15 protein-coding genes are annotated in these 22,831 nt (G+C 67.4%); 8 read left to right on the forward strand and 7 right to left on the reverse strand.

The annotated features are described in order from the left end of the window. Nucleotides 1-5 precede the first annotated feature (5 nt). The 3 genes from grpE to E4P29_RS07065 form a co-directional block, all read right to left on the reverse strand. Nucleotides 6-665, reverse strand: a complete 660-nt coding sequence (gene grpE, locus E4P29_RS07055) for a nucleotide exchange factor GrpE (RefSeq protein WP_135043137.1) — start codon at nt 663-665, stop codon at nt 6-8. Further along, on the reverse strand, nt 662-2,506 hold the full coding sequence (dnaK, locus tag E4P29_RS07060) for a molecular chaperone DnaK (RefSeq protein ID WP_027495655.1): 1,845 nt from the start codon (nt 2,504-2,506) through the stop codon (nt 662-664). The genes grpE and dnaK overlap by 4 nt, the downstream gene beginning before the upstream one ends. A gap of 290 nt (nt 2,507-2,796) precedes the next feature. Beyond that, a complete protein-coding gene (locus E4P29_RS07065; RefSeq protein ID WP_135043139.1) occupies nt 2,797-3,297 on the reverse strand; it encodes a Pro-kumamolisin, activation domain family protein in 501 nt (166 codons plus the stop codon). A gap of 316 nt (nt 3,298-3,613) precedes the next feature. Between E4P29_RS07065 and treS the strand changes: the two genes are divergently transcribed. Then, on the forward strand, nt 3,614-5,794 hold the full coding sequence (gene treS / locus E4P29_RS07070; protein ID WP_135043141.1) for a maltose alpha-D-glucosyltransferase: 2,181 nt from the start codon (nt 3,614-3,616) through the stop codon (nt 5,792-5,794). 16 nt (nt 5,795-5,810) lie between these two features. Here the strand turns inward: treS and E4P29_RS07075 are convergent, their stop codons facing one another. Then, a complete protein-coding gene (locus tag E4P29_RS07075) occupies nt 5,811-6,203 on the reverse strand; it encodes a bleomycin resistance protein (RefSeq protein WP_032366879.1) in 393 nt (130 codons plus the stop codon). An 83-nt stretch (nt 6,204-6,286) separates the two neighbouring features. Here E4P29_RS07075 and E4P29_RS07080 point away from each other — a divergent pair, with 83 nt between their 5' ends. After that, entirely contained in the window at nt 6,287-6,850 is a 564-nt protein-coding gene (locus E4P29_RS07080) for a hypothetical protein (protein WP_135043143.1), read from the forward strand. Here E4P29_RS07080 and E4P29_RS07085 read toward each other — a convergent pair. The 3 genes from E4P29_RS07085 to E4P29_RS07095 form a co-directional block, all read right to left on the reverse strand. Beyond that, complete coding sequence (locus E4P29_RS07085) at nt 6,839-8,299, reverse strand: dynamin family protein (RefSeq protein ID WP_135043145.1); 1,461 nt, start codon at nt 8,297-8,299, stop codon at nt 6,839-6,841. The two genes, E4P29_RS07080 and E4P29_RS07085, sit on opposite strands and share 12 nt — an antisense overlap. After that, complete coding sequence (locus E4P29_RS07090; protein ID WP_245154199.1) at nt 8,296-10,104, reverse strand: dynamin family protein; 1,809 nt, start codon at nt 10,102-10,104, stop codon at nt 8,296-8,298. The genes E4P29_RS07085 and E4P29_RS07090 overlap by 4 nt, the downstream gene beginning before the upstream one ends. A gap of 152 nt (nt 10,105-10,256) precedes the next feature. Further along, nucleotides 10,257-12,833 carry an IniB N-terminal domain-containing protein gene (locus E4P29_RS07095; RefSeq protein ID WP_135043147.1) on the reverse strand — a complete coding sequence of 859 codons (2,577 nt, stop codon included), beginning with the start codon at nt 12,831-12,833 and terminating at the stop codon, nt 10,257-10,259. Between the two features lie 256 nt (nt 12,834-13,089). On the opposite strand from E4P29_RS07095, the gene E4P29_RS07100 reads away from it, so the two are divergent. The 6 genes from E4P29_RS07100 to E4P29_RS07125 all read left to right on the forward strand — a co-directional run bounded on the left by E4P29_RS07100 (nt 13,090) and on the right by E4P29_RS07125 (nt 22,823). Further along, nucleotides 13,090-14,835 (forward strand): Hsp70 family protein, encoded by a 1,746-nt coding sequence (locus tag E4P29_RS07100; RefSeq protein WP_135043149.1) that lies wholly within the window; start codon nt 13,090-13,092, stop codon nt 14,833-14,835. 7 nt (nt 14,836-14,842) lie between these two features. Then, complete coding sequence (locus E4P29_RS07105; RefSeq protein WP_245154200.1) at nt 14,843-17,314, forward strand: helix-turn-helix transcriptional regulator; 2,472 nt, start codon at nt 14,843-14,845, stop codon at nt 17,312-17,314. A gap of 121 nt (nt 17,315-17,435) precedes the next feature. Continuing rightward, nucleotides 17,436-18,602: a hypothetical protein gene (locus tag E4P29_RS07110; RefSeq protein WP_135043151.1), complete on the forward strand. Its 1,167-nt coding sequence runs from the start codon at nt 17,436-17,438 to the stop codon at nt 18,600-18,602. After that, nucleotides 18,599-20,257, forward strand: coding sequence for an Hsp70 family protein (locus E4P29_RS07115; protein WP_135043153.1), 1,659 nt, complete (start codon nt 18,599-18,601; stop codon nt 20,255-20,257). The genes E4P29_RS07110 and E4P29_RS07115 overlap by 4 nt, the downstream gene beginning before the upstream one ends. Before the next feature lie 75 nt (nt 20,258-20,332). Beyond that, nucleotides 20,333-21,631: a S1 family peptidase gene (locus E4P29_RS07120; RefSeq protein ID WP_209205323.1), complete on the forward strand. Its 1,299-nt coding sequence runs from the start codon at nt 20,333-20,335 to the stop codon at nt 21,629-21,631. 88 nt (nt 21,632-21,719) lie between these two features. Continuing rightward, nucleotides 21,720-22,823: a S1 family peptidase gene (locus tag E4P29_RS07125; protein ID WP_135043155.1), complete on the forward strand. Its 1,104-nt coding sequence runs from the start codon at nt 21,720-21,722 to the stop codon at nt 22,821-22,823. Nucleotides 22,824-22,831 lie beyond the last annotated feature (8 nt).

Consider the following 22,831-nt stretch of genomic DNA (forward strand, 5'->3'; position numbering starts at 1 on the left):
TCTTTTTACTGCTCGTCGGACGCGGGTGCGTCAGATTCATTTGTTGCCGTGCCCTCGGAAGCACTGTCGACCACGCCGACCATCGCGGTGCGCAGCACGCGTTCGCCGAGCTTGTAGCCCGGACGCATCAGCGTGCCGACGACCGGATTGCTGCCGTCGCCCTCATGGGAAACGGCCTCGTGGATGGCCGGGTCGAAGGCGTCGCCCTCGGCCCCGAAGGTGCTCAGACCGATGTTCGTGAACACCCCCGCCAGCTTGTCCGCCACGGACTTGAGCGGTCCGGTTTCGAGATCGCCGTGCTGGCGAGCTCGCTCCAGATCGTCGAGGACGGGGAGCAGCTGGGACACGACGGACGCTTTCGCGTTCTCCGCTCCCGTCTGCTTCTCCCGATCCGTGCGGCGACGGTAGTTGGCGTACTCCGCCGACACGCGCTGCAGATCTGCGGTGAGCTCTGCAACCTGCGTGTCACGCGGGTCTTCCACTACTTCGGCGTCGACCTCTGCATCGTCGTTCCCTGCGTCAACCGAGCCGGGCTGGGGCGCGGTTCCGGTGCCCGCGAGGGGCTCGGGAACTGCGTCTCCTTCCCGTACTTCACCGGTCTCGGGATCGATCTTTCGCTTGTCCACGAAAGTGACCGGTTCTTGCTCGGTGTTGTCGGACGTCACTTCTTGTCCGTGTCGTCGGCGGGCTCGTCGACAACCTCTGCGTCGACTACACCGTCGTCAGCTGCCTGCGCTCCACCTTCTGCGCCGCCCTGCTCCTTGGCCTGAGCCTCGTAGATGGCGGTGCCCAGTGCCTGCGACTCGCTCGACAGCTTCTCCACGGCGGTCTTGACCGCCGAGATGTCGCTGCCCGCGAGAGCCGTCTTGGCGTCGGCGATGGCAGTTTCGACGCGGCCCTTGAGCTCGGCGTCGACCTTGTCCTCGTTGTCCTTGACGAACTTCTCCGTCTGGTGGACGAGGGACTCGGCCTGGTTGCGGACCTCGGCCTCTTCGCGACGAGCCTTGTCCTCGTCTGCGTGAGCTTCGGCGTCGGCGACCATGCGGTCGATCTCTTCCTTGGACAGGCCGGAGCCGTCCTGGATCTTGATCGTGTTCTCCTTGCCGGTGCCCTTGTCCTTGGCCGTGACGTGCACGATGCCGTTGGCGTCGATGTCGAATGTGACCTCGATCTGGGGGACGCCGCGCGGAGCCGGGGGCAGATCCGTCAACTCGAACGAGCCGAGGAGCTTGTTGTGCGAGGCGATCTCGCGCTCACCCTGGAAGACCTGGATCTGCACCGAGGGCTGATTGTCGTCAGCGGTGGTGAAGGTCTCGGATCGCTTCGTCGGGATGGTGGTGTTGCGCTCGATGAGCTTGGTCATGACGCCACCCTTGGTCTCGATACCGAGGGACAGCGGCGTGACGTCGAGGAGCAGAACGTCCTTGACCTCACCCTTGAGCACACCGGCCTGCAGTGCAGCACCGACGGCCACGACCTCGTCCGGGTTGACGCCCTTGTTGGGCTCGCGTCCACCGGAGAGTTCCTTGACCAGCTCGGAGACCGCGGGCATACGCGTCGAACCACCGACGAGCACGACGTGGTCGATGTCCTTGACGGCGATGCCGGAGTCCTTGACCACTGCCTGGAACGGCGCACGGGTGCGGTCGAGCAGGTCGGAGGTGATCTTCTGGAACTCCGAGCGGCTGAGCTGCTCGTCGAGGAACAGCGGGTTCTTGTCCGCGTCGACCGTGATGTACGGAAGGTTGATCGAGGTGCTCTGCCCGGAGGACAGTTCGATCTTCGCCTTCTCGGCAGCCTCACGCAGACGCTGCAGCGCCATCTTGTCCTTGGTCAGATCGATGCCGTTCTGAGCCTTGAACTTGTCGACGAGCCAGGTCACGATGCGCTCGTCCCAGTCGTCGCCACCGAGGTGGTTGTCGCCGGACGTCGCACGGACCTCGACGACGCCGTCGCCGATTTCCAGCAGCGAGACGTCGAACGTGCCGCCACCGAGGTCGAACACGAGAATGGTCTGCTCGCTGTCGCCCTTGTCCAGGCCGTATGCGAGAGCTGCCGCGGTGGGCTCGTTGACGATGCGCAGGACGTTGAGGCCGGCGATCTGGCCGGCTTCCTTCGTGGCCTGACGCTGTGCGTCCTCGAAGTACGCGGGAACGGTGATGACCGCGTCGGTGATTTCCTCACCCAGGTAGGCCTCGGCGTCGCGCTTGAGCTTCTGCAGCGTGCGCGCGGAGATTTCCTGAGGGGTGTACTTCTTACCGTCGATCTCCACGGTCCAGTCCGTGCCGACGTGGCGCTTCACGGAACGAATCGTGCGGTCGACGTTGGTGACCGCCTGGTTCTTCGCGGGCTGGCCGACCAGCACTTCACCGTTCTTGGCGAAAGCGACGATCGACGGGGTGGTGCGTGATCCCTCGGAGTTGGCGACGACAACCGGTTCGCCGCCCTCGAGGACGGACACGACCGAGTTGGTGGTCCCGAGGTCGATACCGACCGCACGAGCCATAATGTTTCCTCCTGTTGTTGCGTGGGTTCCAGTCCCTGGGTGAGCGAACTCCGCTCAAGTTTGCACAACGCGTCTTGTCGCGTCAACTTCCAACTTGAGCCTCATCCACTCAAGGCTGCTGACCTGCACAACGGAGGGTGTGGCGAATTTGTTCCCGAGGGAGCGGCTGCGCCGCATGTGAGTGAAAACTCGACCCCTGCTACGAAGTTCCACTCACATGGGGACAGCAGTACGCCGCGACGATCCGGTGGATCGTCGCGGCGCAGCGGGAGAGAAGTGCAGAACGGAAATTACTCGGCCGGATCCTCGGCGGGCGCGGGGATGCAGCTGTAACTGAGCAGTCCGCCGGTGATGTTGTTCATGAAGTCGCCGTCGAGTGCGCTGGCGAACGCTGCTGCGCCGGCCGGGCGAGCGACCCATTCGCGGTCGGCGGACGGCACGGTGTACGTGGCTGCCTCGCCTGCCTTGATGGTCTTCTCGGTGTTCTGGCCCTGCAGACCCGGCAGTGCGCCGTAGTTGACGTTGACGTTCGACGCGTCGTCGGCACCCTTGTTCTCGACCTTGACCTGCAGTGCGACGACGCCGCCCTCGGGTGCCTTCTCGACCGCGGTGTCGCAGACAGTGGCGATCGAGACCACCAGGTCGGGGCTTTCGAGAACCGCGGAGCCGAGGGGCATTGCGGGCTCGGTCTCGGGCTCGGCCGAGGCCATGGGTACGAGGACGACCGCACCGATGGCGGCGGCCAGGGCGGCCGTCGAGGCCAGGATCGATGTGCGGGCAAGACGTCGCATGGACAACTCCTGAGGCTGAGGGGGATGTGACCCGTGAGTCTGATGTGACTGAAGGGACAGTTGGTACTTCTTCACTATGGCCTATCCGATTCAGACATTCCACACCGGGCGGTCTCGATTCGATGACGTTCGCATATCGAACAAAACCGGTCGCGCGGAATGACATTCGTGTAATTCCACTGTCGCTCGTCGTCCGACGGATGGGCTCACCCCGTCTCCGCGCGAGGTTTCGCCGGCCGAGGAAGAGGGGAACCACAACCCTGCGGATCGGCCGCGCCCTACGTAGGGTTGAGGAAAAGCGAGGCTACGGAGGCACATGGATCCCGAAGTGCAGCACGAACCGAGCGAGATCACCTACGACGAGAAGTTCTACCCGGCTCGGCCGAAACCGCTTCGTCCGTCCGTGCGCCGTGCGAACAGAAGTAGTGGTCCCACACCGGACAGCGAGCCGGTCGCGTCCAATCCCGAATACGTAGACTGGCTCACCGAACAGTCGATGCTGCGAGACGCCAAGCTCATTGCCGAACAGCTGTCGGGCAAGGGCAGCATGTGGCAGAACCCGTATGCCGATCCCGATCCGCGTGCTGCCGTCGAGCGAGCTCCCGTGTGGTTCACCGCGTACCCCATCTCGGTGATCAACGCTCCGCAGACCAGTTTCCTGAGCACCCTCGGTGACGAGAAGTTGTGGCAGGCGTTCTCCGAGATCGGCGTCACCGCCGTGCACACCGGACCGGTCAAGGTGGCGGGCGGCATCCACGGGTGGCGTCCCACCCCGTCCGTCGACGGCCACTTCGACCGCATCGGTATGCAGATCGACCCCGCGTTCGGCTCGGAGGAAGAGTTCCGACGCCTGTGCGTGGTGGCTTCTGCGTACGACGGCATCGTCATCGACGACATCGTTCCCGGCCACACCGGTAAGGGTGCGGACTTCCGGCTGGCCGAGATGGCCGTCGCCGATTACCCCGGCATCTATCACATGGTCGAGATCGAGCCGCAGGACTGGCACCTGCTCCCCCGCGTGCGCGCCGGTGCCGACTCGCAGAACATCGACGCCGAGGCCGAGGCCAATCTCGCTCGCGCTGGCTACATCATCGGCCAGCTGCAACGAGTGATCTTCTACGAGCTCGGCGTCAAGGAAACCAACTGGAGCGCAACACCTCCCGTCGTCGGCATCGACGGCGTCGAGCGGCGGTGGGTGTACCTGCACTACTTCAAGGCCGGTCAGCCGTCCATCAACTGGCTCGACCCATCGTTTGCCGGTATGCGTCTCGTCATCGGCGACGCCTGCCATTCCATCGCAGATCTCGGTGCCGGTGCGTTGCGCTTGGACGCCAACGGTTTCCTCGGCGTCGAACGTCGCGCGGAGGGTCCGGGTTGGTCCGAGGGGCACCCGCTCTCGGAGGCCGCGAATCACCTGATCGCCAGCGTGGTGCGCAAGATGGGTGGGTTCACCTTCCAGGAGTTGAACCTGACGATCGACGACATCAAGGCGATGGGCACCAACGGTGCCGATCTGTCGTACGACTTCATCAACCGTCCGGCGTACCAGCATGCGCTCGTCATGGGGAACACCGAGTTCCTCAGGCTCACCATGACTTTGGCTCGTGATCACGGTGTGGACACCGCGTCACTGGTGCACGCGCTGCAGAACCACGACGAGATGACGTTCGAGCTCATCCACTTCGCCACACTGCACGCTGAGGACGAGTTCGCCTACGGCGGCGAGGCGGTCAAGGGCTGCGATCTGGGCGATCGCATTCGAGGCGAACTCACCGATCGACTCACCGGCCGCTGGGCACCGTACAACCGAACGTTCACCACCAACGGAATCGCCTGCACCACAGCAAGTGTGATCACCGCGTCGCTCGGCATCCGCGATCTCGATCGCATGGACGAGCAGGACATCGAGACCGTCAAACGAGCACACCTGCTGCTCGCCATGTACAACGCACTCCAGCCGGGCGTGTTCGCGCTGTCCGGCTGGGACCTGCTGGGTATTCTTCCGATCGCCGCCGACGAGGTCGAGGATCTCATCAAGGAGGGAGACACCCGCTGGCTCAACCGCGGCGCACACGACCTCATGGGGTATTTCCCCGAGGCCGTGCGCTCGGAGTCGGGTATCCCTCGAGGCCGCAGCCTGTACGGATCGCTGCCGGAGCAGCTGGCCGACCCACAGTCGTTCGCTCGTCAGCTGGCTCGAATCATCGAGCTGCGCAACAAGTACGGAATCGCCACGGCGCAGCAGATCGACATTCCGACGGTATCGCACAAGAGCCTGCTGGTGATGGTGCACGAGCTCGGCCAGGGCACCATCCAGGCCACGGTGCTGAACTTCTCGTCCGACGAGATCAGCGCGACCATTCAGTCCAAGCACCTGGTGCCCGGCACCTGCGCCATCGATGTCTTCGACGACAACGAGATCGCGACGGTCGACGAACTGCACAGCTTCCCGATGAACCTCGGCCCGTACGAGGGCGTTGCGGTGGTGCTGCGGTGAGAGAACCTGCGAGCGGCTAGCCGGAGTCGGTCGCCGTGGGCGGCGCGTCGAGGTTCTCGATCAGATTCAGCTGGGTCCCATCGGGATCCACGAGAAATCCGACGCGCTGCCCCCAAGGCCGGCGCAGCACAGGATGCAGTCGAGGGCGCCCGACGGGCTTCTCCACGACGCCTGCATTCGCGATCTGTCGATACAGTTCGTCGACATCGTCCACACGGACGCTGCACATGAACGAACTGTCGTCGGGCACCAGATCGGGAAACCGGAAGAACTCCAACCGAAGCGCTCCGCGCTCGATGATCAGCCAACCATCGTCACGGTAGGCCGACACGAACCCGAATCCGCCGTAGAAGGCGAGCGTGGCATCGAAGTCACGAGACGGCAGGTTCGGTACAGCGTGATCGGCCACAGCGTCCCACGGTACGACCTTTCGATGAACTTCGCAGCCGCACTGCCGGTGACCGGGCAGCTCCCCCGATAGACTTCTGCACCGTGGCCGTAGAACCGAACGATCCGACAGCAGGCCGGCCTCGGCCTGCCCGCCCGCAACCACCGCGGCCGGAGCTGTCCGTCGAGCCGCTGCGGCCACGACAGGAATCCGCCGCCGACTCCCCTCTGCCCAGGATCGCGACCGGACTGTGGGCGGCGACCGCCGTACTGATCCTGGTGCTGGCCGCCGTCATCGCGCTGAACTGGAACGCCGTTCTGTCGGGCGTCGAAACGGCAGTAGCGCAGCAGGATTCGACGGCGAGCGCCGCAGATGTCCGGAACACGGCATCGGCCACCCTCATCTCGAGCGGTGCTGCCGTCGCCGTGCTGGTACTGCTCGGGTTCGTCTCGCTGAACCTGCTCCGCGGCGCGGCCACGTCGTCCAAGGTCCTGATGGGCGCGGTGGGAATTCTGACCATCGGCGCGGCCGTCACGTTCTCGACGTTCGTCTCCGACGCCTCGGCCCTGCTCGGCGGCGTCCTGGTGTGGGGACCGTTCGTCGTGGCCGGCGCTGCCGCGCTCGCCACGGTCGTCGCGCTACTGCCTCGGCGCCCCTCACGTCAGTGAAGCGAGAATCCCTTCGGCGCTGCGTGCGGCGAGGGCACACGAACTCGACGTGAACCGGTCCAGGAGCGGATGCTCCGAGAGGGATCGCCACTTGCGCACCGCAGCCAGTGCCGTGTCGCGCTGCTGAGCATGTCCGGCGTCGGGCGGCAGATCGAGACGCTCCGTGGCGGCGATACCGAAGCCCCCGATGATGCGCTGCAGATCGAGCAGTCCACCGTCGGGCAATGTCGGTGTGACCGAACGCAATCGGCCGAGCAAGCGTAGTTCGGCAAACCCGTGCACGTCGGCCAGCATCCGGCCGGCCTCGGTACGCAGCGCATGCGACTCCGGCCGGAACTCCAGAATTCGTTGCAGCGCAACCAGAGCCGAGTGCAGCTTGAGCTGATCCGCACGCTGGCCGAATTGAACGTCGATCACCGATCGAAGTTCGGACAGTCCACTGCGCTCGACCAGGTCGGCCGCCAAAGTCGGCGAATCACTCACACCGAGCCGAATCAGCGTCACGGCCATCCGAATCCCGAACAAGCCGAAGCGGTCGACGATGCTGGCGCGCAGGGCGGCATCGACGGGCAGAGTGCTCTGCGCCCGCACGAACCGATCGGCCGAGAGCATCGCCAACTGGAGATCCTCGGTCGGTACCGTCGCGAGCATCTGGAATGCGGCGAACTCGCTCTGCCGCAACGTCTCCGCACCCAACGCCAACAGTCCCGCCACCGGGACGACGGCCTGGCACAGCCCGGTGGCTTCGAGCTCGGACGCGAACCGGGCCGCGACCTCCTTGGCCGACATCATCGCGTCCATGCGACCCGAGCCGACCTCATCGGCTCGCGAGACCACCCCGATGACGCCGAGCGGCCCGGAATCACCGCCGACGTGTGCCCCGATCTGCCCGAGAAACGAGACGTCCGTGGCATTGAGGGTGCGCAGCAGGTAGACCACCGCGTCGGCCCCCGACGACGAATTCTCGGGGGTCAGCATCGCCAACGTGCGCGCCGAGACATCGCGGGAGAGCGACGAGGTGCCGGGTGTGTCGATGATCGTCGTTTGTGCCAAAGTACTTGCCGGCCATTCGACGTCGAGGCGGTCGACCTGCGCTGCCGTCAACGCACCGAGATCGAACGTCAGCCGCCCGTCGCGTCGTTGCACCGGAACGTTCGCCGCGCGATCGCCGTCGTACCAGGCTGTCACACTGGGTGATACACCGTTGCGATACCACGTGACGACCTTGGTGCATTCGGTGGCGTCGGTCGGCGCAATATCCTGTCCGACAAGAGAATTGAGCAGGGTGGACTTACCGGCCTTGAGCGATCCCGCAAGCGCGACCCGGAGCGGCTCATCCAAACGGTAGAGACATTCGTCGAGCATCCAGGACGCCTCCGCGTCGCCGGCGTACGTCGACCGCGCTGCCGAGATCAGATCGCGAGCTCGGGCCAGTGCCGTCACGCTCATACCGCAACGTCCTTCACCAGACGCGTTGCGCGAGCATTCAATTCCGAGACCGACCGCATGTCGTTCTCCAGCTGCGCGATCCGGGCGGTGCGGTCGGTGTTGTCAGCAGCAGCGGCTTCCTGCGCCGAGCGCAGCGACTCGTTGAGCGAACGCAACGTCTGCTCGGCGATCGACGTGAAGTGATCCCGCAGCACCCGCTGAATCTGACGCAGCCGATCCTTGGATTCCTTGCCCACCTGGAAGCTGACGTCGTCGGTGAAGCGGCGAATCGCCATCTTGGCCTCGGAACGACGAGCCTTGACGCGATTCTCCTTGTCTTCCTTGTATGCCTTGGTGCCGAGCAGTACGCCGGCTCCGATCGAGATGGGATTGAGCAGACTCAGCCCGACGAACGTGGTGATCAGACCGAACATCAGTACGCCACCGTAGGATCCGCGCATTCCCACGAGGACCTTCTGCGTGATACCCACCCGTCCCGACTCCAGATCGGCCAGGGACGTCACCGGCTCGAGCACATTGTCGAGATCGCCGAGATCGAGATCGGGAAGGGCCGCCGCCCCCGACGACGCGAAATGCTCGGCCACCAACTCCGACAACCACAGAGCCCGCTCGTGCGCCCACACGAAATTGTCGCCCACCGACGCGGCGATCTGCTCTTCGAGCCATTCGCCCAGTTGCGGCCAGTCCTTCCCTGGATCTCCCTCGTCGACGGTCTCTTCCGCCTCCCGGGTGACGCGTCGCAGTCGGTCGCGCAGGTCGTGATCGATGTCCGACGCGAGGTCGGCGATTCCGTCACTGAGGGTCTGCTGCCACTGCGAGGACCTCTTGTGCAGTTCCTCGGCGGCGGACTTGGCGCGTTGGAGCCCGGCGACTGCGGCGGCCGCGCGCTCCGGATCCTTCAGCGCCGCAAGCTCACTGCCGAACGACAATGTCAGATGCTCGGTCACCGAGCGGACATCGAGGGATACCGATGCGCGAGCCAGGACGTCGGCGCGTGCCACCACGTCGTCGCGCAGAAATGCGTACAGCTGCTGGAAGCCCGATTCGGCATTGAGTTCCTCGTCGTTCAAACGCACTGCGTGCGAACGCAACAACGACGACACCGGCAGCATCTGCACGGTGATGCCGGCACGGTCCAGATGTCCACGGTTGGCCTCGACGATCTGCCGCCAATGGGGATACAGATCGATCTTGGTGATCAACACAGCCACAGCCGGACACAAACCCTGCACCTGCCGCAGGAACGCCAACTCCGGCTCGGTGAATTCACGGGAGGCATCGGACACGACGAGCACGGCATCGGCCGACGGAATCAGACCCAATGTCCCTGCTGCGTGCGGATTTCCGTGCCCGCCGACTCCAGGAGTATCGACCAGCACCAAGCCGTCGGCGAGCAGTGGGCTCGGCACCGCGATGTCCAGCCGAAGCACCTCCCGGCCCTGAGCGCGGGGACTCGCCGGAGTGACCGTGGTGATCTCTTCGAGCGGTACGTCCACACGAATCGGTTCGTCACCGGGATTCGCGAGCACGAGCTGAGCCGAGAAGCTGTCCGCGTTGGACACCACCGTCGGAATCGCGGTGGTCTCGTCGTCGCCCACCGAGCACACCGTCAAATTCAGCAGCGAATTCACGAACTGGCTCTTGCCCTGTTTGAGGGGTCCGACCACGATGATGCGACGGCGCGGGTCGAGAACACGCGACTTCGCTGCCTCGACTCGATCGACCAGATCGGATCGTCCCGCCGATGCCGCTACCTTCGCAGTGCGATCGAGCAGCTCGGCCAGTTCCGTAGATTGCCCGTCCATACCTGTGTCTCCACAACCCATCTCGTCGACTCCCGCGAACCCAACTCGTCCCGCAGGCCGCATTCCCAAACTCTAGCGACGACTCGGCCCCGAGTGTCGTTGAACGCTCGGGGCCGGCTCGTCACTTCGTCACCTGATCACAGGCAACTCGATCAGGGGTGCAGCGGGTCGATGTCGTGGTCGACGGTCAGCGAGTGGCCCAGTGAATCTGCTGCCGAATCGACCGATCCGTGCAGGTTGCCGCCGGTCTCGCCGAACAGGTCCGTGCTGCTCTCGCTCTGTCCGAAGACGTCGGAGTCGACGCTCGACCAGCCCGTGCCCGATGCGTTCGCGCTGGAATCGAAGGAGCTCGCGGACTCGAACGATCCCTCGGCTCCGGACTGCACTGCACCGGTGACCTGGCCACCGAGCTGAGCGGCAGAATCAAATCCGCCGGCCACGGAACCCGCAGCGTCCGCACCAGCATCCAAACCCCCGCTGACCGTGGAGGCCAGGCCGCCGCCGATCGAGCCGCCGGCGTCCAGTCCGCCACCGATGTTCGACGCGATGTCGCCGCCCACCGAGGTTCCTGCGTCGACGACGCCGCCCACGGTGCCGTCGAGTCCTCCGGTGACGGTTCCGGCCAGGTCACCCGCAGCGGAACCGGCGAGGTCACCTGCCGATTCGAGTCCTGCACCGACCTGCGTACCGGCGTCGATTCCGCCGTCGACTGCACCGGTGAGGGTGCCTTCCAGTCCTGCGCCGGCCTGCGCTGCCGCGTCGATTCCGCCGTCGACGGCACCGGTGAGGGTGCCTTCCAGTCCTGCGCCGGCCTGCGCTGCTGCGTCGATGCCGGTCGAGACACCGCCTTCGACGCCACCTGCAACACCGCCTGCGATTCCGCCGCCGAGGCTGCCGAGTCCGGCCAGTCCGCCGGTCAGGCTCGTGCCCGCGTCGACGAGCCCGTTCAGTCCGCCGGCCACGTCGCCGCCGACGTTCCCGACCGCCGCCAGGCCGCCGGTCACGTCTGCTCCTGCGCTGCCGACGGCCGCCAGGCCACCGGTGATGCCTGCGCCGACGCTGCCGACTCCGGCGAGGCCGCCCGTCAGGCCGCCGCCGAGGCCACCGAGTCCGGCCAGGCCGCCGGTGAGGTCCCCGCCGACGTTGCCGAGTCCGGCGAGGCCGCCGGTCAGGCCGCCGCCGAGGCCACCGAGTCCGGAGAGGGTGCCTTCCACGGTGCCGGTGAGATCGGCACCTGCGGACACGGCCGTGTCGACCGCACCGGCCAGCTGAGCACTGAGATCTGCACTCGCGCCGAGTGCTGCTCCGAGGTCGAGTGTGGCTCCGGCGTCGACTATCGCTTCGACTGCCGTGCCTAGCTGTGCGCCTGCAGCGCCGCCCACACCGAACGCGGTTCCGAGAATTCCTTCGAGGCTGCCGGTCACTCCGCCGGTCAGCGCGCCGGTGATTCCGCCGGTCAGCTCACCCGTCAGCTCACCCGCCAGTTCGCCGGTGATGCTGCCACCGATGCCCAGACCTGCGCCGAGGGTTCCCTCGATGGCGGTGTCGATGGCCGTGGCCAGGTTTCCGACGATTCCGGCGTCGAGATCGAGGACGCCGCCCAGGGCGCCGCTGACAACCGTGCCGATGTTGCCGCCGGTTGCGAGGAGTGCGTCGACGTCGATGTCAGCGAGGGCACCGGCGTCGAGTACTGCACCGAGTGCGGTTCCGATGGATCCTGCGATTGCGCCGTCGACGGCGAAGAGTCCGCCGAGGCTGCCACCGATGCCACCGGCGATGTCGCCGACCAGCGCGGCTCCGGCTTCGGCGGATCCGCTGAGGGCTGCTGCGATGTCTGCGGTGAGGTCCGCGCCGACCGTTCCGAGTCCGGCGAGAGCGCCGCCGATACCTGCGGTCAGCGCGGTGCCGAGGCCGCCGACGATGTCCAGGCCGGCTCCGGCGTCGAGCACGGATTCGAAGACGCCACCGACGGCAGCGCCCAGTTCGGCTCCGACGGTTCCGCCGACTGCGAAGAGGGCACCGAGCGCGCCGGACAGTCCGCCTTGGATGTCGGCCAGCGCGGCGAGGTCGACTGCGCCGGTGGCACCGATCGCGGCGTCGAGCGCTGCCTGCAGCTGCGCCGCCAGGTCGCCGCTGATCTCGCCGCCGATGCCTGCGCCTGCTCCGATGAGTCCGGTGAGCGCAGCGCCGAGTCCGACCGTGCCGCCGAGAAGCCCGTCGAGGTCCAGATCGATTCCGCCGCCGATGCCCGCACCGGCACCGATGAGTGCGTCGAGAGCGCCGCCGAACGCGGCTCCGAGTTCGAGGCCGATCTGGCCGCCGACGGCCAGAGCTGCGGCGAGGGCTGCCTGCAGCGACGCTTCGATTTCACCCGCCACGTCGATTCCGCCGGTCAGGGTGCCACCTGCGGCGAGTCCGCCGCCGGCTACCGCTCCTGCGGCGATGCCGAGCCCGGCCGACAGTCCGCCGCCGAGGCTCGCGCCTCCGGCGAGTGCGCCGTCGAGTCCTGCGGATCCGCCCGCACCCAGGATGGCGGAGAGCTGGCTGCCCGCACCTGCGAACAGTCCCGACTCGGCGACCAACGGGGCCACCGCGACGATGTCTGCGTGGGTGACGCCGCCGAGGCCGGCAGCGGCCAACGTCGTCTCGGGGTTGGCGCAGTAGGCAGCAGCGGCGTTGTCGTCGCGCAGCAGGCCGAGAATGAAATCGAGTACGGCGTTGGTAGCCATGTGAGTCTCCTTGACGAGTGATGCTTCGTGGTTGATCACAAAGCTATGGCCCGCGGAGCCCCCGCCCAACGGGGACGATCCCCCTACTCCCCCGGGGGCCGCCAGGGGACTTGCATTAGGGGATCTGAGCGCTTTAGGGGATTTAACTCGTTGCACGCTCTAACCTGCTGTGAGACGTAACGAATCGGGGCACCGAGCCGACAGTGCGGGTAACGGCGGTGGGAACCAGGGCAGTGCAACGAGAAGGTGGCGGCAGATGAACGCAGGGCTCGGCATACGGATCGGAACCGTGACGGCTGTTGCCGCCCTGGATACCGACCCGGTGACCTCGGTGGTCAAGCGTTCGGCCCTCGATCTTCGTCCCGGTGCGGCCCCCAGTCTCGCCGACCTGTGGGACCGTTCGACGCGCCATCTCATCAGTGGGTTCGCCGATCGCGTCGGTGACCCCGTCGAACTGATCGACGACGACGGCCGCAGTCACCGCGCCGAGGACCTGTACGCCACCGCAACTCGTGCCCTCGTCGCCGACGTCTCCGCCGGTGTCGACGCCTCCCCCTCCGTGGTGGTCACCCACCCCACACGCTGGACCGCCTACACCGTCGAGGTGCTCGGCGAAGCGCTCGATCGCGCGGGCCTGACCGACGTCACGCTCGTGCCGGAGTCTGTCGCAACGATGCGCTGGCTCGAGGTCACCCGTGGAACCCAGCCCGACGGTCTCGCGGTCGTCTACGACCTCGGCGCGACGGCTCTCGACGTCACGCTGATGCGGACCGGGTCCGACGCAGGCGTCGTCGGAACCGGCGTTCATTCGCAGGAGTTCGGCGGCGCTCAGTTCGACCACGAGATCATGCAGTACGTACTCGACACCGTCTCGGGCAGTCAGTCGTTCGAGTTCGATCCCTTCGATCCCGACACCGTCGGTGCATTGGTCGAATTGCGCGCCCGCTGCGGCGAGGCCAAGGAACAGCTGTCCTACGACACCTCCACATCGCTGACCGTGGACCTGCCGGGGCTGCACACCGAAGTGCGACTGGTGCGCTCGGAGATCGAAGACCTCGTTCGCGCATCGCTGCTGGCCTCCATCGGCGTTGTGCGTGACGCGGTCGCGGCCGCAGGCCTCGAGGTCACCGACATCGATCAGGTGGTGCTGACCGGCGGCAGCTCGGCCATCCCCCTCGTCGCCGAGCTCGTCTCGACCGAGCTCCGAGTACCGGTCGTGGCCGGGCCGCGCCCCGAACTGACCGTCGCCATCGGAGCCGCGATCCTCGGCAGCGACATCGCCGACGCCACCGCCGCGGACGACGCAGCAGCATTGGCTGCGGTTCCCGCCGCGACTGCCGTTGCCGCGCCGATGCCCCGTCCCACCCCGCGGCCCGCCCCGACCCCGACGGCAGTGGCGTCGGAATCGGGAATGTCCGGACGGAAGAAGGCAGGCCTGGTCGCCGGATCCGTCGTCGTACTGGCCCTCCTCGCCGGCGGCGGACTGTCGGTCGGAACGGCCCTCACCTCCGACAACACGACTCCGGCGGAGTCCAACTCCCAGACCTCCATCTCCGGCACCGAGACTCCGGGCAGCACGGCCGCGGTGGCGGGCGTCGAGTCGACCACCGGACCGACCGGCGAAAACGGTTCAGCAGCAATCGGTTCCACGGGCGCACCGACCACGGTGGTCAACGCCGACGGCAGTGTCACCCAGATCGATCCGGCCACCGGGGCTCCTGTTGCCGGGGCACCCGCCGCTGTCCCGGGCCAGAACGGGGCGGCCACGGTGCCGACGATTCCCTCGGTCGCCGCACCGACGGTGCCCAACTACCAGCCCCCGGCCGTGCAGGTACCGCAGGCACCGCAATTCACGCCGCAACCGCTACCGACATACCAGGGTCCGACGCTCGGCGATGTCGGTCAGGGCGTCGGGCAGGGCCTCGGCGGTGTCGTCGGAGGTGTGGGTCAGGGCCTGGGTGACGGGCTCGGCGGGGTCGTCGGCGGCTTGACCGGTCAGTAGACCGATCGTGGCCGGCACCCCATCCGCTCTCGTCGGCGTCGAGCGCGCCGATCGATTCGTTCGTGACGCGTCGTCGAGCACCGGTGTGCACGTGGTCGTCGGAGTGAACGGCTCCGGTCGATCCGCAGTTCTCGGTGCGGTCGCGGCCGCCGCGACGACGGTGCATGTAGGCAGTGTCACCGATGCGCCGCCGGGTGCGACGGTTCTGGTCGACGATGCACATCTGTTGCCGGATCACCGCGTGGACGAGATAGCCGCTGCAGCAACGCGTTCGGACATCACGCTGGTTCTCGCCACGGCCCCGCGCCGATACGATTCCCGGATCGAGAAGCTCGTCGCGTCCGCCGGTGCCGCCCGTCTGACGTTGGTGCCGCTGGACAAGACGTCGATCGCAACGCGGGCAGCCGCTGTCGCTCGGCCGATCTCGGCGTCGCTGGCGAGCGCGATCGCAAAGTCCACCGGAGGGCTTCTCGTCGCCGTCGACGCGGCACTGGCCGCGCTCGGGGGCGAACGGTCCGATCCGACTCCGCTGCGTGCGGTCACCGAATCCGTTGCCGAACAGCATCGTCGGATACTCGTCGACACCATCGACGACACCCGCGCCGTGCTGCTCGCGGCTCGCTTCGGCGTCGTCCCGGACCCGGTGACGGCGGCGCAGCTCGTGACGCGACCGGTCGACGCCGAGTCCGTCGTCGACATCGCGTGCAGCTCGGGTCTTCTCGACGCCACGGGCGCGTTGATTCCGTCCGCCGAAGGTCCCCTGACCGAGATGATCGGGGAGCGTCGATGCCGGGTGTTGCTGGACCGCATCGCCGAGGTTGCGGCGCAATCGGGGCTGCTCGACGCCTCGGCCGCACGAGCGTTGACGACGCACGGGGTCGTGCGCGCAGAACTCGCTGATTTCCTTGCTGGACAAGGCGACTCGGCTTCCGTCGAGTCGGCGGGCGTGCTGTACGACGCGGCAGTGGCGGCGGGATTCGACCCGTCGGCGCTCGCGGCCCGCCGGGCAGAGGTGGCCGCCGCGACCGGACACCTCGACGAGTCAGGCCGTCGTGCCGACGAGATCCTCGATGCGGCCACCGATCACACGCAGGTCGATCTACGCACTGCGGTCAGGGTCTCGGCGTCGATCGCCGCGCAGCGTGGAATGGTCTCGCGCGCTGCACAATTGTTCGCTTGGCTCGGGACGGATCGACTCGGGACCGATGCAGTGTGGGCTGCCTTGTCGGCCGCTGCCGCCGGCGACCGCCCTGCTGCCGACCGCGCCCTGAGTGTCGTGGCATCGCTGGCGCCGACGTCGAGTACGGCGTCGGGTGCGTTGCTCGTCGACGGGGTCCTCGGTTCGATCGACTCACGCAGCGCTGCGGCGTCGAGTGCGGCGACGAACGCGCTGATGCGCGCGGTCACGTTGACGGCCGCGCCGTCCGATCGTCGGTGCGCTCCGGATTCGGCAGCCGCGGTTGCCGCTCTGCATGCGGTGCACTGCGGTGATCTCGCCCGCGTCGATTCCGTCATCGCTCGTGCCCTTCCCGAGCTGCGGCCGGGATCGGAGGCCCACACGCGGCTCGTTCTCATCGGCGGCTGGGCGGCCATGCTGCGAGGAGATGTCGCACAGGCCTGCCACCTGGTCGACCCGCTCGAGATCCCCGACTCGCATGTGCGCAATCACCTGTTCCTGCACGGTATTCGGGTGGGGTTGGCCCGCAGGTCCGGGGACGCCGGATCTCTCGTCACGGCGTGGAACCAGGCGCAGAACGTCGTCGCCGCGTACTCGATCGACCTGTTCTCTCTCTTGCCCCTCGGCGAATTGGTGCTGGCGGCAACACGAGTGGGCCAGTTCGATCGCGTCGAGCACCTCGTGTCGCAGGCCACGGCGCTGCTCGCCGCGTTGGGGGATCCGCCGGTGTGGGCGTCGGCGCTGCATTGGTATCAGGTGCAGGCCGCCATCGTGGCGCAGACGCCCGAAGCCCTGGTGCCGCACGCGAAGGCCCTCGCGTCCGCCGCTCCGACGCACCCGTACAGTTCCGCACTCGCCGCGGCAGGGCGGGCATGGCTCGGCGTTCTGCAGGGCAGGCCCGACGCCGTCGAGGTGGAACTCTCGGCGCGCACCCTCACCGCGTTCGGCCTGCCGTGGGACGGTGCCCGGTTGGCGAGCGAGGCCGCGCTGACCGTCGCCGACACTGCTACGGCCACCTCGCTACTGCACATCGCCCGGTCGTTGCGTCAGCCCAGCTCGCATCAGCGGGAGACCGACGGGACGACGCCGCAGCCGTCGGGATCTCTGAGCGAACGCGAGGCCGAGGTGGCCGAGCTGCTGGTTCTCGGCGTCACGTACCGCGAGGTGGGCAGCCGGCTCTACATCTCCCCGAAAACCGTCGAACATCATGTGGCTCGCATTCGCCGCAGACTCGGAGCCGGGTCGCGTTCGGAACTGATCTCGATGCTGCGGGCGATGGGCTACGGAACATCGACCCCCTGACCTCGGCACGCCGATGCCCCCTACTGCGGGTGTAACTGTGTGAGGATCCGAAGCGACATAACGACCGAACATCGACTCCGAGCCCAGGACAGGTAGATATCCCCATGACCGAGCAGCCCGCATGACCGAGCAGCCCGGCGGGGCGAGTATCGGCGCACCGGACGTCGGCCTCTATCTGGACGACGACCAGTCCGTCGCGGCCGTGTCGCACCCCATCGCGCCGGGGCCGTCCCTGCATCTGGCGTCCCTGCACTCGACCGTGCTCAACACTCATCCCGACGGCACCGTCTCGCTCGGTGATGCCACCGACAGCGACTCCGAGGCGTACACGCACTTCCTGGATGCGCTCGGTGGCGGTGTCACCGGGAGCCGGGGCACCGTCTTCCCCGCCGAACAGCTGACGTCGATGGCGCTGCTGTGCCTGCTCACCGAGGTGGCGTCGTCGATCGATCGGAGTCCCGGCGATCTCGCTGCGGCCGCCACCTACCCGGCCCGCTGGACCGCCGAACAGGTGTTCGCCCTGCGTGCGGCCATGAACGGGCACGGGTTGGCGCACGTAGCGCTCGTATCGGAGGAGGAGGCGCTGGACGCCTGGAACTCGTCGATGCGAGCAACCATGGAGAAGAAGGACACTGCCGTCGCCGCGGCTCGTGGTGCAGCGATTCTGGCTGCCCGTTACCCGGTGGACGCCGTCACCGAACGCCTTGCCGTCGTCGGTGCACCGACCCGCGCCGACCGTCGCCCGCTGTTCACCGCCCCGCTGTTCACCGCCGCGGCGTTCGCAGCGGCGCTGACCGTCGGTGCCGGTGTGATCGCCTTGCAGCTCGGCACGTCGGCCGACACCCCCGTGCCGACGATCGAGAACGCTCAGGTGGCGCCCCCGACGACGACGTCGGGGATCCGGCCGGGTGGGCCGATCGACTTCCCCACCGCCGTCGTCGAACCGGCGGTCGAACTCGTCCCCGCCGTCCCACAGGTGCCGGTCACCACGCCGGAGACCACGACCACGGCGATCGACCCGACCGGAAACCGACGCTCCGAACGCGACGCCGCCGAGGTCGACACGCGACCCGCCGTCGACGTTCCGGAAGACACCGAGACCGAAGGCCCCACCACGACACTTCCGACCGACGACGAACCGGTCGGTCCCGAGCTGCCCGGCGACGAACCCGCCGACGACACCCCGACGAAGCCCACCCCCGACGAGAACGCCGACGACACCCAGGCCGGACGTCTCGCTCCCCAGGATCGAGCTCCGGCCGGAGCAACGACGGGCGGCACTCCATGACCGGTGCCGGGCATCTCGGAATCACGATCGGCAACACCAGGTCCGTTGCGGTGTATCGCGACTCGACGGCGTTCGAACCCACCGTCGTCGTGCTGCCGACGACACTGAGGTTCGACGACGACGGCCGCGCCCATCTCGGAGAGTCCGTCGACACCGCGCCGTTCACTCGCTTCGTCGATCTGGTCGGCAAGCAAGAAGATCTCGAACCCGACGCCGACGCGTATCGCGCCGAGGATCTGATGGCCAACGCCGCCAACTGCCTCGTGACCATGTTCTCCGAGACGTCCGAATCAGCGTCCAGGCCCGTCACGACGATGACGTATCCGACGCGATGGCACCGCGAGAACATCGCTCTGCTGCGCGACGCCCTCGACCACACCGGTCTCACCGACGTCGCGCTGGTTCCCGAGGCCAAGGCCGCGAGCGCGTTCGCCCAGCCGAGCCCCGGGGCTGCCGTCACGGTGATCGACATCGGGGCCACCGGCACCGACATCTCGACGTATCCGGGCGGCGGCACCGAGCGCACCACCGCTGTCGGCGGCGACGTGTTCACCGATGCCCTGTTCGATCACGTCGTGACCGATCGCGAACACCTCGACCTGTCCGACGCGGCAGTTCTGGCTTCTCTCACCGGTATCGTCGCGTCCTGCGAGCAGGCGAAGCACACGTTGAGCACCGCGGACGTCGCCACGATCGCGGTGGAATTGCCCGGCGTCTCCGATACGACGACGGTCACCCGAGCCGAGTTCGCAGACCTGATCGCGCCGACGTTGGGCCTGCTCGACGTGCCGTCGACCGGCACGGTCGTGCTGACCGGCGGCAGTGCTGCCCTACCTCCGGTGGTCGCCGACATCGGCGAGCGCACTGCGGGCGCGTTGCTCGTCGAGCCGCTCGCTGCGGCTCGCGGCGCACTGAATATCGCCGAGGTCGAGGACGTCGACGGCAACTCGTTGGTGACCGGCGCAGCGCCGGTGGTCACTCGCAACGACGGCACGGACTCGCTCGACACCGACGCGATTCCGGTGGTCGCGCCGCCGCCGCCCCTTGCGTTCTCCGAGGCGATACCGGCGGTGGCACCGGTGTTCGGCCCGTCCCAGCTGCGCTCGGAGCCCATCGTTCCAGTCGAAGATCCCGACGGTTCCGGCCCGGCGACCCATTATGCCGCAACCGCAACCGCAATCGCCGGAGCGGCGACCGAGAACAAGAAGGAACGCAGCGAGCGCTCGCGCACCGTCACCACGATCATCGCCGGGGCCGGTGCGGGCGTGGTCATCGTTCTCGTCATCGCAGCCCTGAGTGGAGTGTTCAGCAGCGGACCCGCCACGACACCGCCCACCGTCACCGACGCCGGATCACCGGTCACCACCTCCGCGCGGGTGGCCTCTACCGCACCGACCTCGACGACCGTGCCCGCGGCCGCTCCCGAGGTAGTGCAGGAGCCGACGGCCGAGGAGTACACCGCGCCGCAACCTGCCCCCCTGCCTGCGCCGCCGCCCGCTCCGGTACCGGCCCCGGCTCCCACTTCGGCACCGGTGGTCACGACCCCGCCCGTCGCGGTGACCACCACTCCGGAAACCACGACGCCGGCGGAAACGACGACTCCGGTCACTACGACGACCACGACGACCACCTCAGCGACGACCCCAGAGCCCTGAGCTGGGCGAACACTGGTTCGGTGGCGCATGCCCTAGGGTGGGGCGCTGATGCCAAGCACCCGATGAAGGGATTTCATGCGTAACACCGGGGCTCTGCGTACTGCAGTGCTGTGCTCGACGGCTTTCGTACTTCTTGCTTCGTTCTCCGGAACAGCGGCAGCCGAACCTGTGGTTCAGTCGCCCGCCGATCAGCTTCCGCGGGAGCTCGTCGAAGCCGTGCAGCGAGATCTGAAGATCTCCCCGCAGGAGTACCTCGACCGTGCGGCACGTGCACAGGAGCTGTCGGCCTACGCCTCGGATTTCCGTGCGAGCCGACCCGCCGATTTCGCCGGTGCCTGGATCGGACCCGACGGTAATGCCGTCGTCGCCGTCACCTCTCCCGCTGCCGCACAGGCAGTGGCCAAGGACGGCTATGCCACCGCGCAGTCGCCGGTGTCCGCGGACGGGCTGGAGAAGTCGCTGGCAGATCTGAACTCGTGGATCGCCGGCCTGCCTCGTGAGATCTCGGAGCAGATCAACGGCACAGCCATCGACTTCATCGACAACCAGATCGTGCTGGACGTGGCGAACAGTCCGATCGGCCGGGCGTTGAACCTGCCCACACTGCTGGCCAACATCAAGGTGACGCTCGCGCCCGGTGGCAACAAGCCGGCCGACCCGGCGCCGATGGGCGGCGACACGTACGTCACCACTGCCGGGCCGATCGCCGACGCACCGCCGACCGAGATCAGCATCTGCTCGTTCGGCTTCAATGCCGTCGACTCCGACGGTAGCGCCGTCAATTTGACTGCAGGACACTGCAATCCGAACAAGGCCACCGGCTCCGGCGGAGCGCCGGTATATTTGCCCGATCCGGCCGACATCGCGCGCAGCTCCCAGATCGGCTCGTTCGATCGATCGAGCTTGGGAGCACCGGACGGCCTCGACTGGTCGGTCATCGGCCTCGACGCCGCCGGGCAGAAGGCCGGGCTCGACCGCCCCACCGTTCGCGGAGCCAACGGCAGTACCGTCACCGTCACCGGAACCGCATCCCCCGTCATCGGCGCACCCGTCTGCAAATCCGGACAGTCCTCGTCGTTCACGTGCGGTGTAGTAGCTGCCGATCGCGTCGAGACGCAACTGTTCATGGAGGACGGCACGTCGCGCACCGTGCGCGGCTTCGCCAGTACTGCATGCACATTGGCCGGAGACAGCGGCGGGGCCATCGTCACCGGCACGCTGGCACTCGGCATCACCAGCGGATCCAACAGCGGCGGAGCACCCGACTGCACCGAGGCGAACCTCGCGCTGGCGCAGTTCGGCGGCACCGCCAGCCTGGGCATTCCCATCGATCAGGTCACGAGCGCGACCGGAGCTACAGTCCGAACCGGTTGAACCGGTACGCCCGAGGCCGCCGACCCCCTATAGTTCGTGTGCGAAGTGAACGGCATCACATCGTTCGATGCCCGGGGGGAAGGTCGTTATGCGTCGCCGTGCGTGTGCACTATCGGTCACTGCTGTCTCGTTGCTCGTCGCGACGGTGGTGTCCGCGCCCATTGCCGTTGCGGCACCGCCCGAACCGGCGTCACTGGCCGACGCTGTGGCACGAGATCTCGGGCTGAGCCCTCAGCAGTTTCTCGACCGCGCCGACGCAGCGCGCCGGTTGGCCGAGTTCACTGCCGCCGTCGGCCCGGCGGTCCGTGGCCACCTCGACGCGGCAGGATTGCCGGTCGTCGCGGTCGCCGACGGACCGTCCCACGCGAATGTGGTCGACGCCGCGGCGGCGGCCGGGTTCGCGATCGACCCGGCTGAGTTCGATGTCCCGGCTCCCTTCCTCGATGCAATCGGCCCGCTCCTCGACCGGCTGCCGTTCGACCCCTCGCTCACCGCAGGGCCAATTCGCGCCAGTTCGTATCTCGGCGGCGACAGCTTTCTCGCCGGCACCCCGGCCGGAGCAGGTCTGCGTTGCTCGTTGGGCTTCAATGCAGTCGATCCGACGCGTGGTGCCGTCAACATCACTGCGGGACACTGCGATCCGGGCGAGTCGAGCACCGGTTCCGCCGTCACGACGGGCGCGTACCCCATGTACGGCAGCCTCGTCGGCTCCAAGTTCGGCTCGTTCTATCGAACCAGCCGGGCGCACAACGACTATGCGCTCATCGACATCGACGACGGCAACACCGGGGAATTCGAGAGCAACGCGATGCGGGTTCCCGGGCTCGGCCCACTGCTGATCACCGGTACGGTGGATCCGGTCGTCGGCGCGCCGGTCTGCAAATCCGGAGCCACCACCGGATTCAGTTGCGGCACAATCCTGTCGACTGGCCAACACGTCACCATGGGCGGAAATGTCCTGGACCGCAGCTTCTCCACGTCGATCTGCGCCCTGCGCGGTGACAGCGGCGGCCCCATCGTCAGTGGCACGCTCGCCGTGGGCATCGCCAACGCGTCGAACGTGGGCGATCAACCCTCGTGCGAGATCGCGACCGTCGTCAGCCTGCTGCAGGGCCAGCGCCCGGAACTGTTCGCGACGCCTGTCAACGACATCCTCGCCGAGAATCCGGGCCTGACGGTTCGTACGTCGTAGGCCGGCTC

This window comes from Rhodococcus sp. 1R11, from assembly GCF_004563845.1.
Taxonomy (GTDB): domain Bacteria; phylum Actinomycetota; class Actinomycetes; order Mycobacteriales; family Mycobacteriaceae; genus Rhodococcoides.

Coding starts and splice junctions, on each gene's coding strand:
- dnaK (WP_027495655.1), bottom strand. CDS start 2,506: ATGGCTCGTGCGGTCGGTATCGACCTCGGGACCACCAACTCGGTCGTG.
- E4P29_RS07065 (WP_135043139.1), bottom strand. CDS start 3,297: ATGCGACGTCTTGCCCGCACATCGATCCTGGCCTCGACGGCCGCCCTG.
- treS (WP_135043141.1), top strand. CDS start 3,614: ATGGATCCCGAAGTGCAGCACGAACCGAGCGAGATCACCTACGACGAG.
- E4P29_RS07085 (WP_135043145.1), bottom strand. CDS start 8,299: ATGAGCGTGACGGCACTGGCCCGAGCTCGCGATCTGATCTCGGCAGCG.
- E4P29_RS07090 (WP_245154199.1), bottom strand. CDS start 10,104: ATGGACGGGCAATCTACGGAACTGGCCGAGCTGCTCGATCGCACTGCG.
- E4P29_RS07095 (WP_135043147.1), bottom strand. CDS start 12,833: ATGGCTACCAACGCCGTACTCGATTTCATTCTCGGCCTGCTGCGCGAC.
- E4P29_RS07100 (WP_135043149.1), top strand. CDS start 13,090: ATGAACGCAGGGCTCGGCATACGGATCGGAACCGTGACGGCTGTTGCC.
- E4P29_RS07110 (WP_135043151.1), top strand. CDS start 17,436: ATGACCGAGCAGCCCGGCGGGGCGAGTATCGGCGCACCGGACGTCGGC.
- E4P29_RS07115 (WP_135043153.1), top strand. CDS start 18,599: ATGACCGGTGCCGGGCATCTCGGAATCACGATCGGCAACACCAGGTCC.
- E4P29_RS07120 (WP_209205323.1), top strand. CDS start 20,333: ATGCGTAACACCGGGGCTCTGCGTACTGCAGTGCTGTGCTCGACGGCT.
- E4P29_RS07125 (WP_135043155.1), top strand. CDS start 21,720: ATGCGTCGCCGTGCGTGTGCACTATCGGTCACTGCTGTCTCGTTGCTC.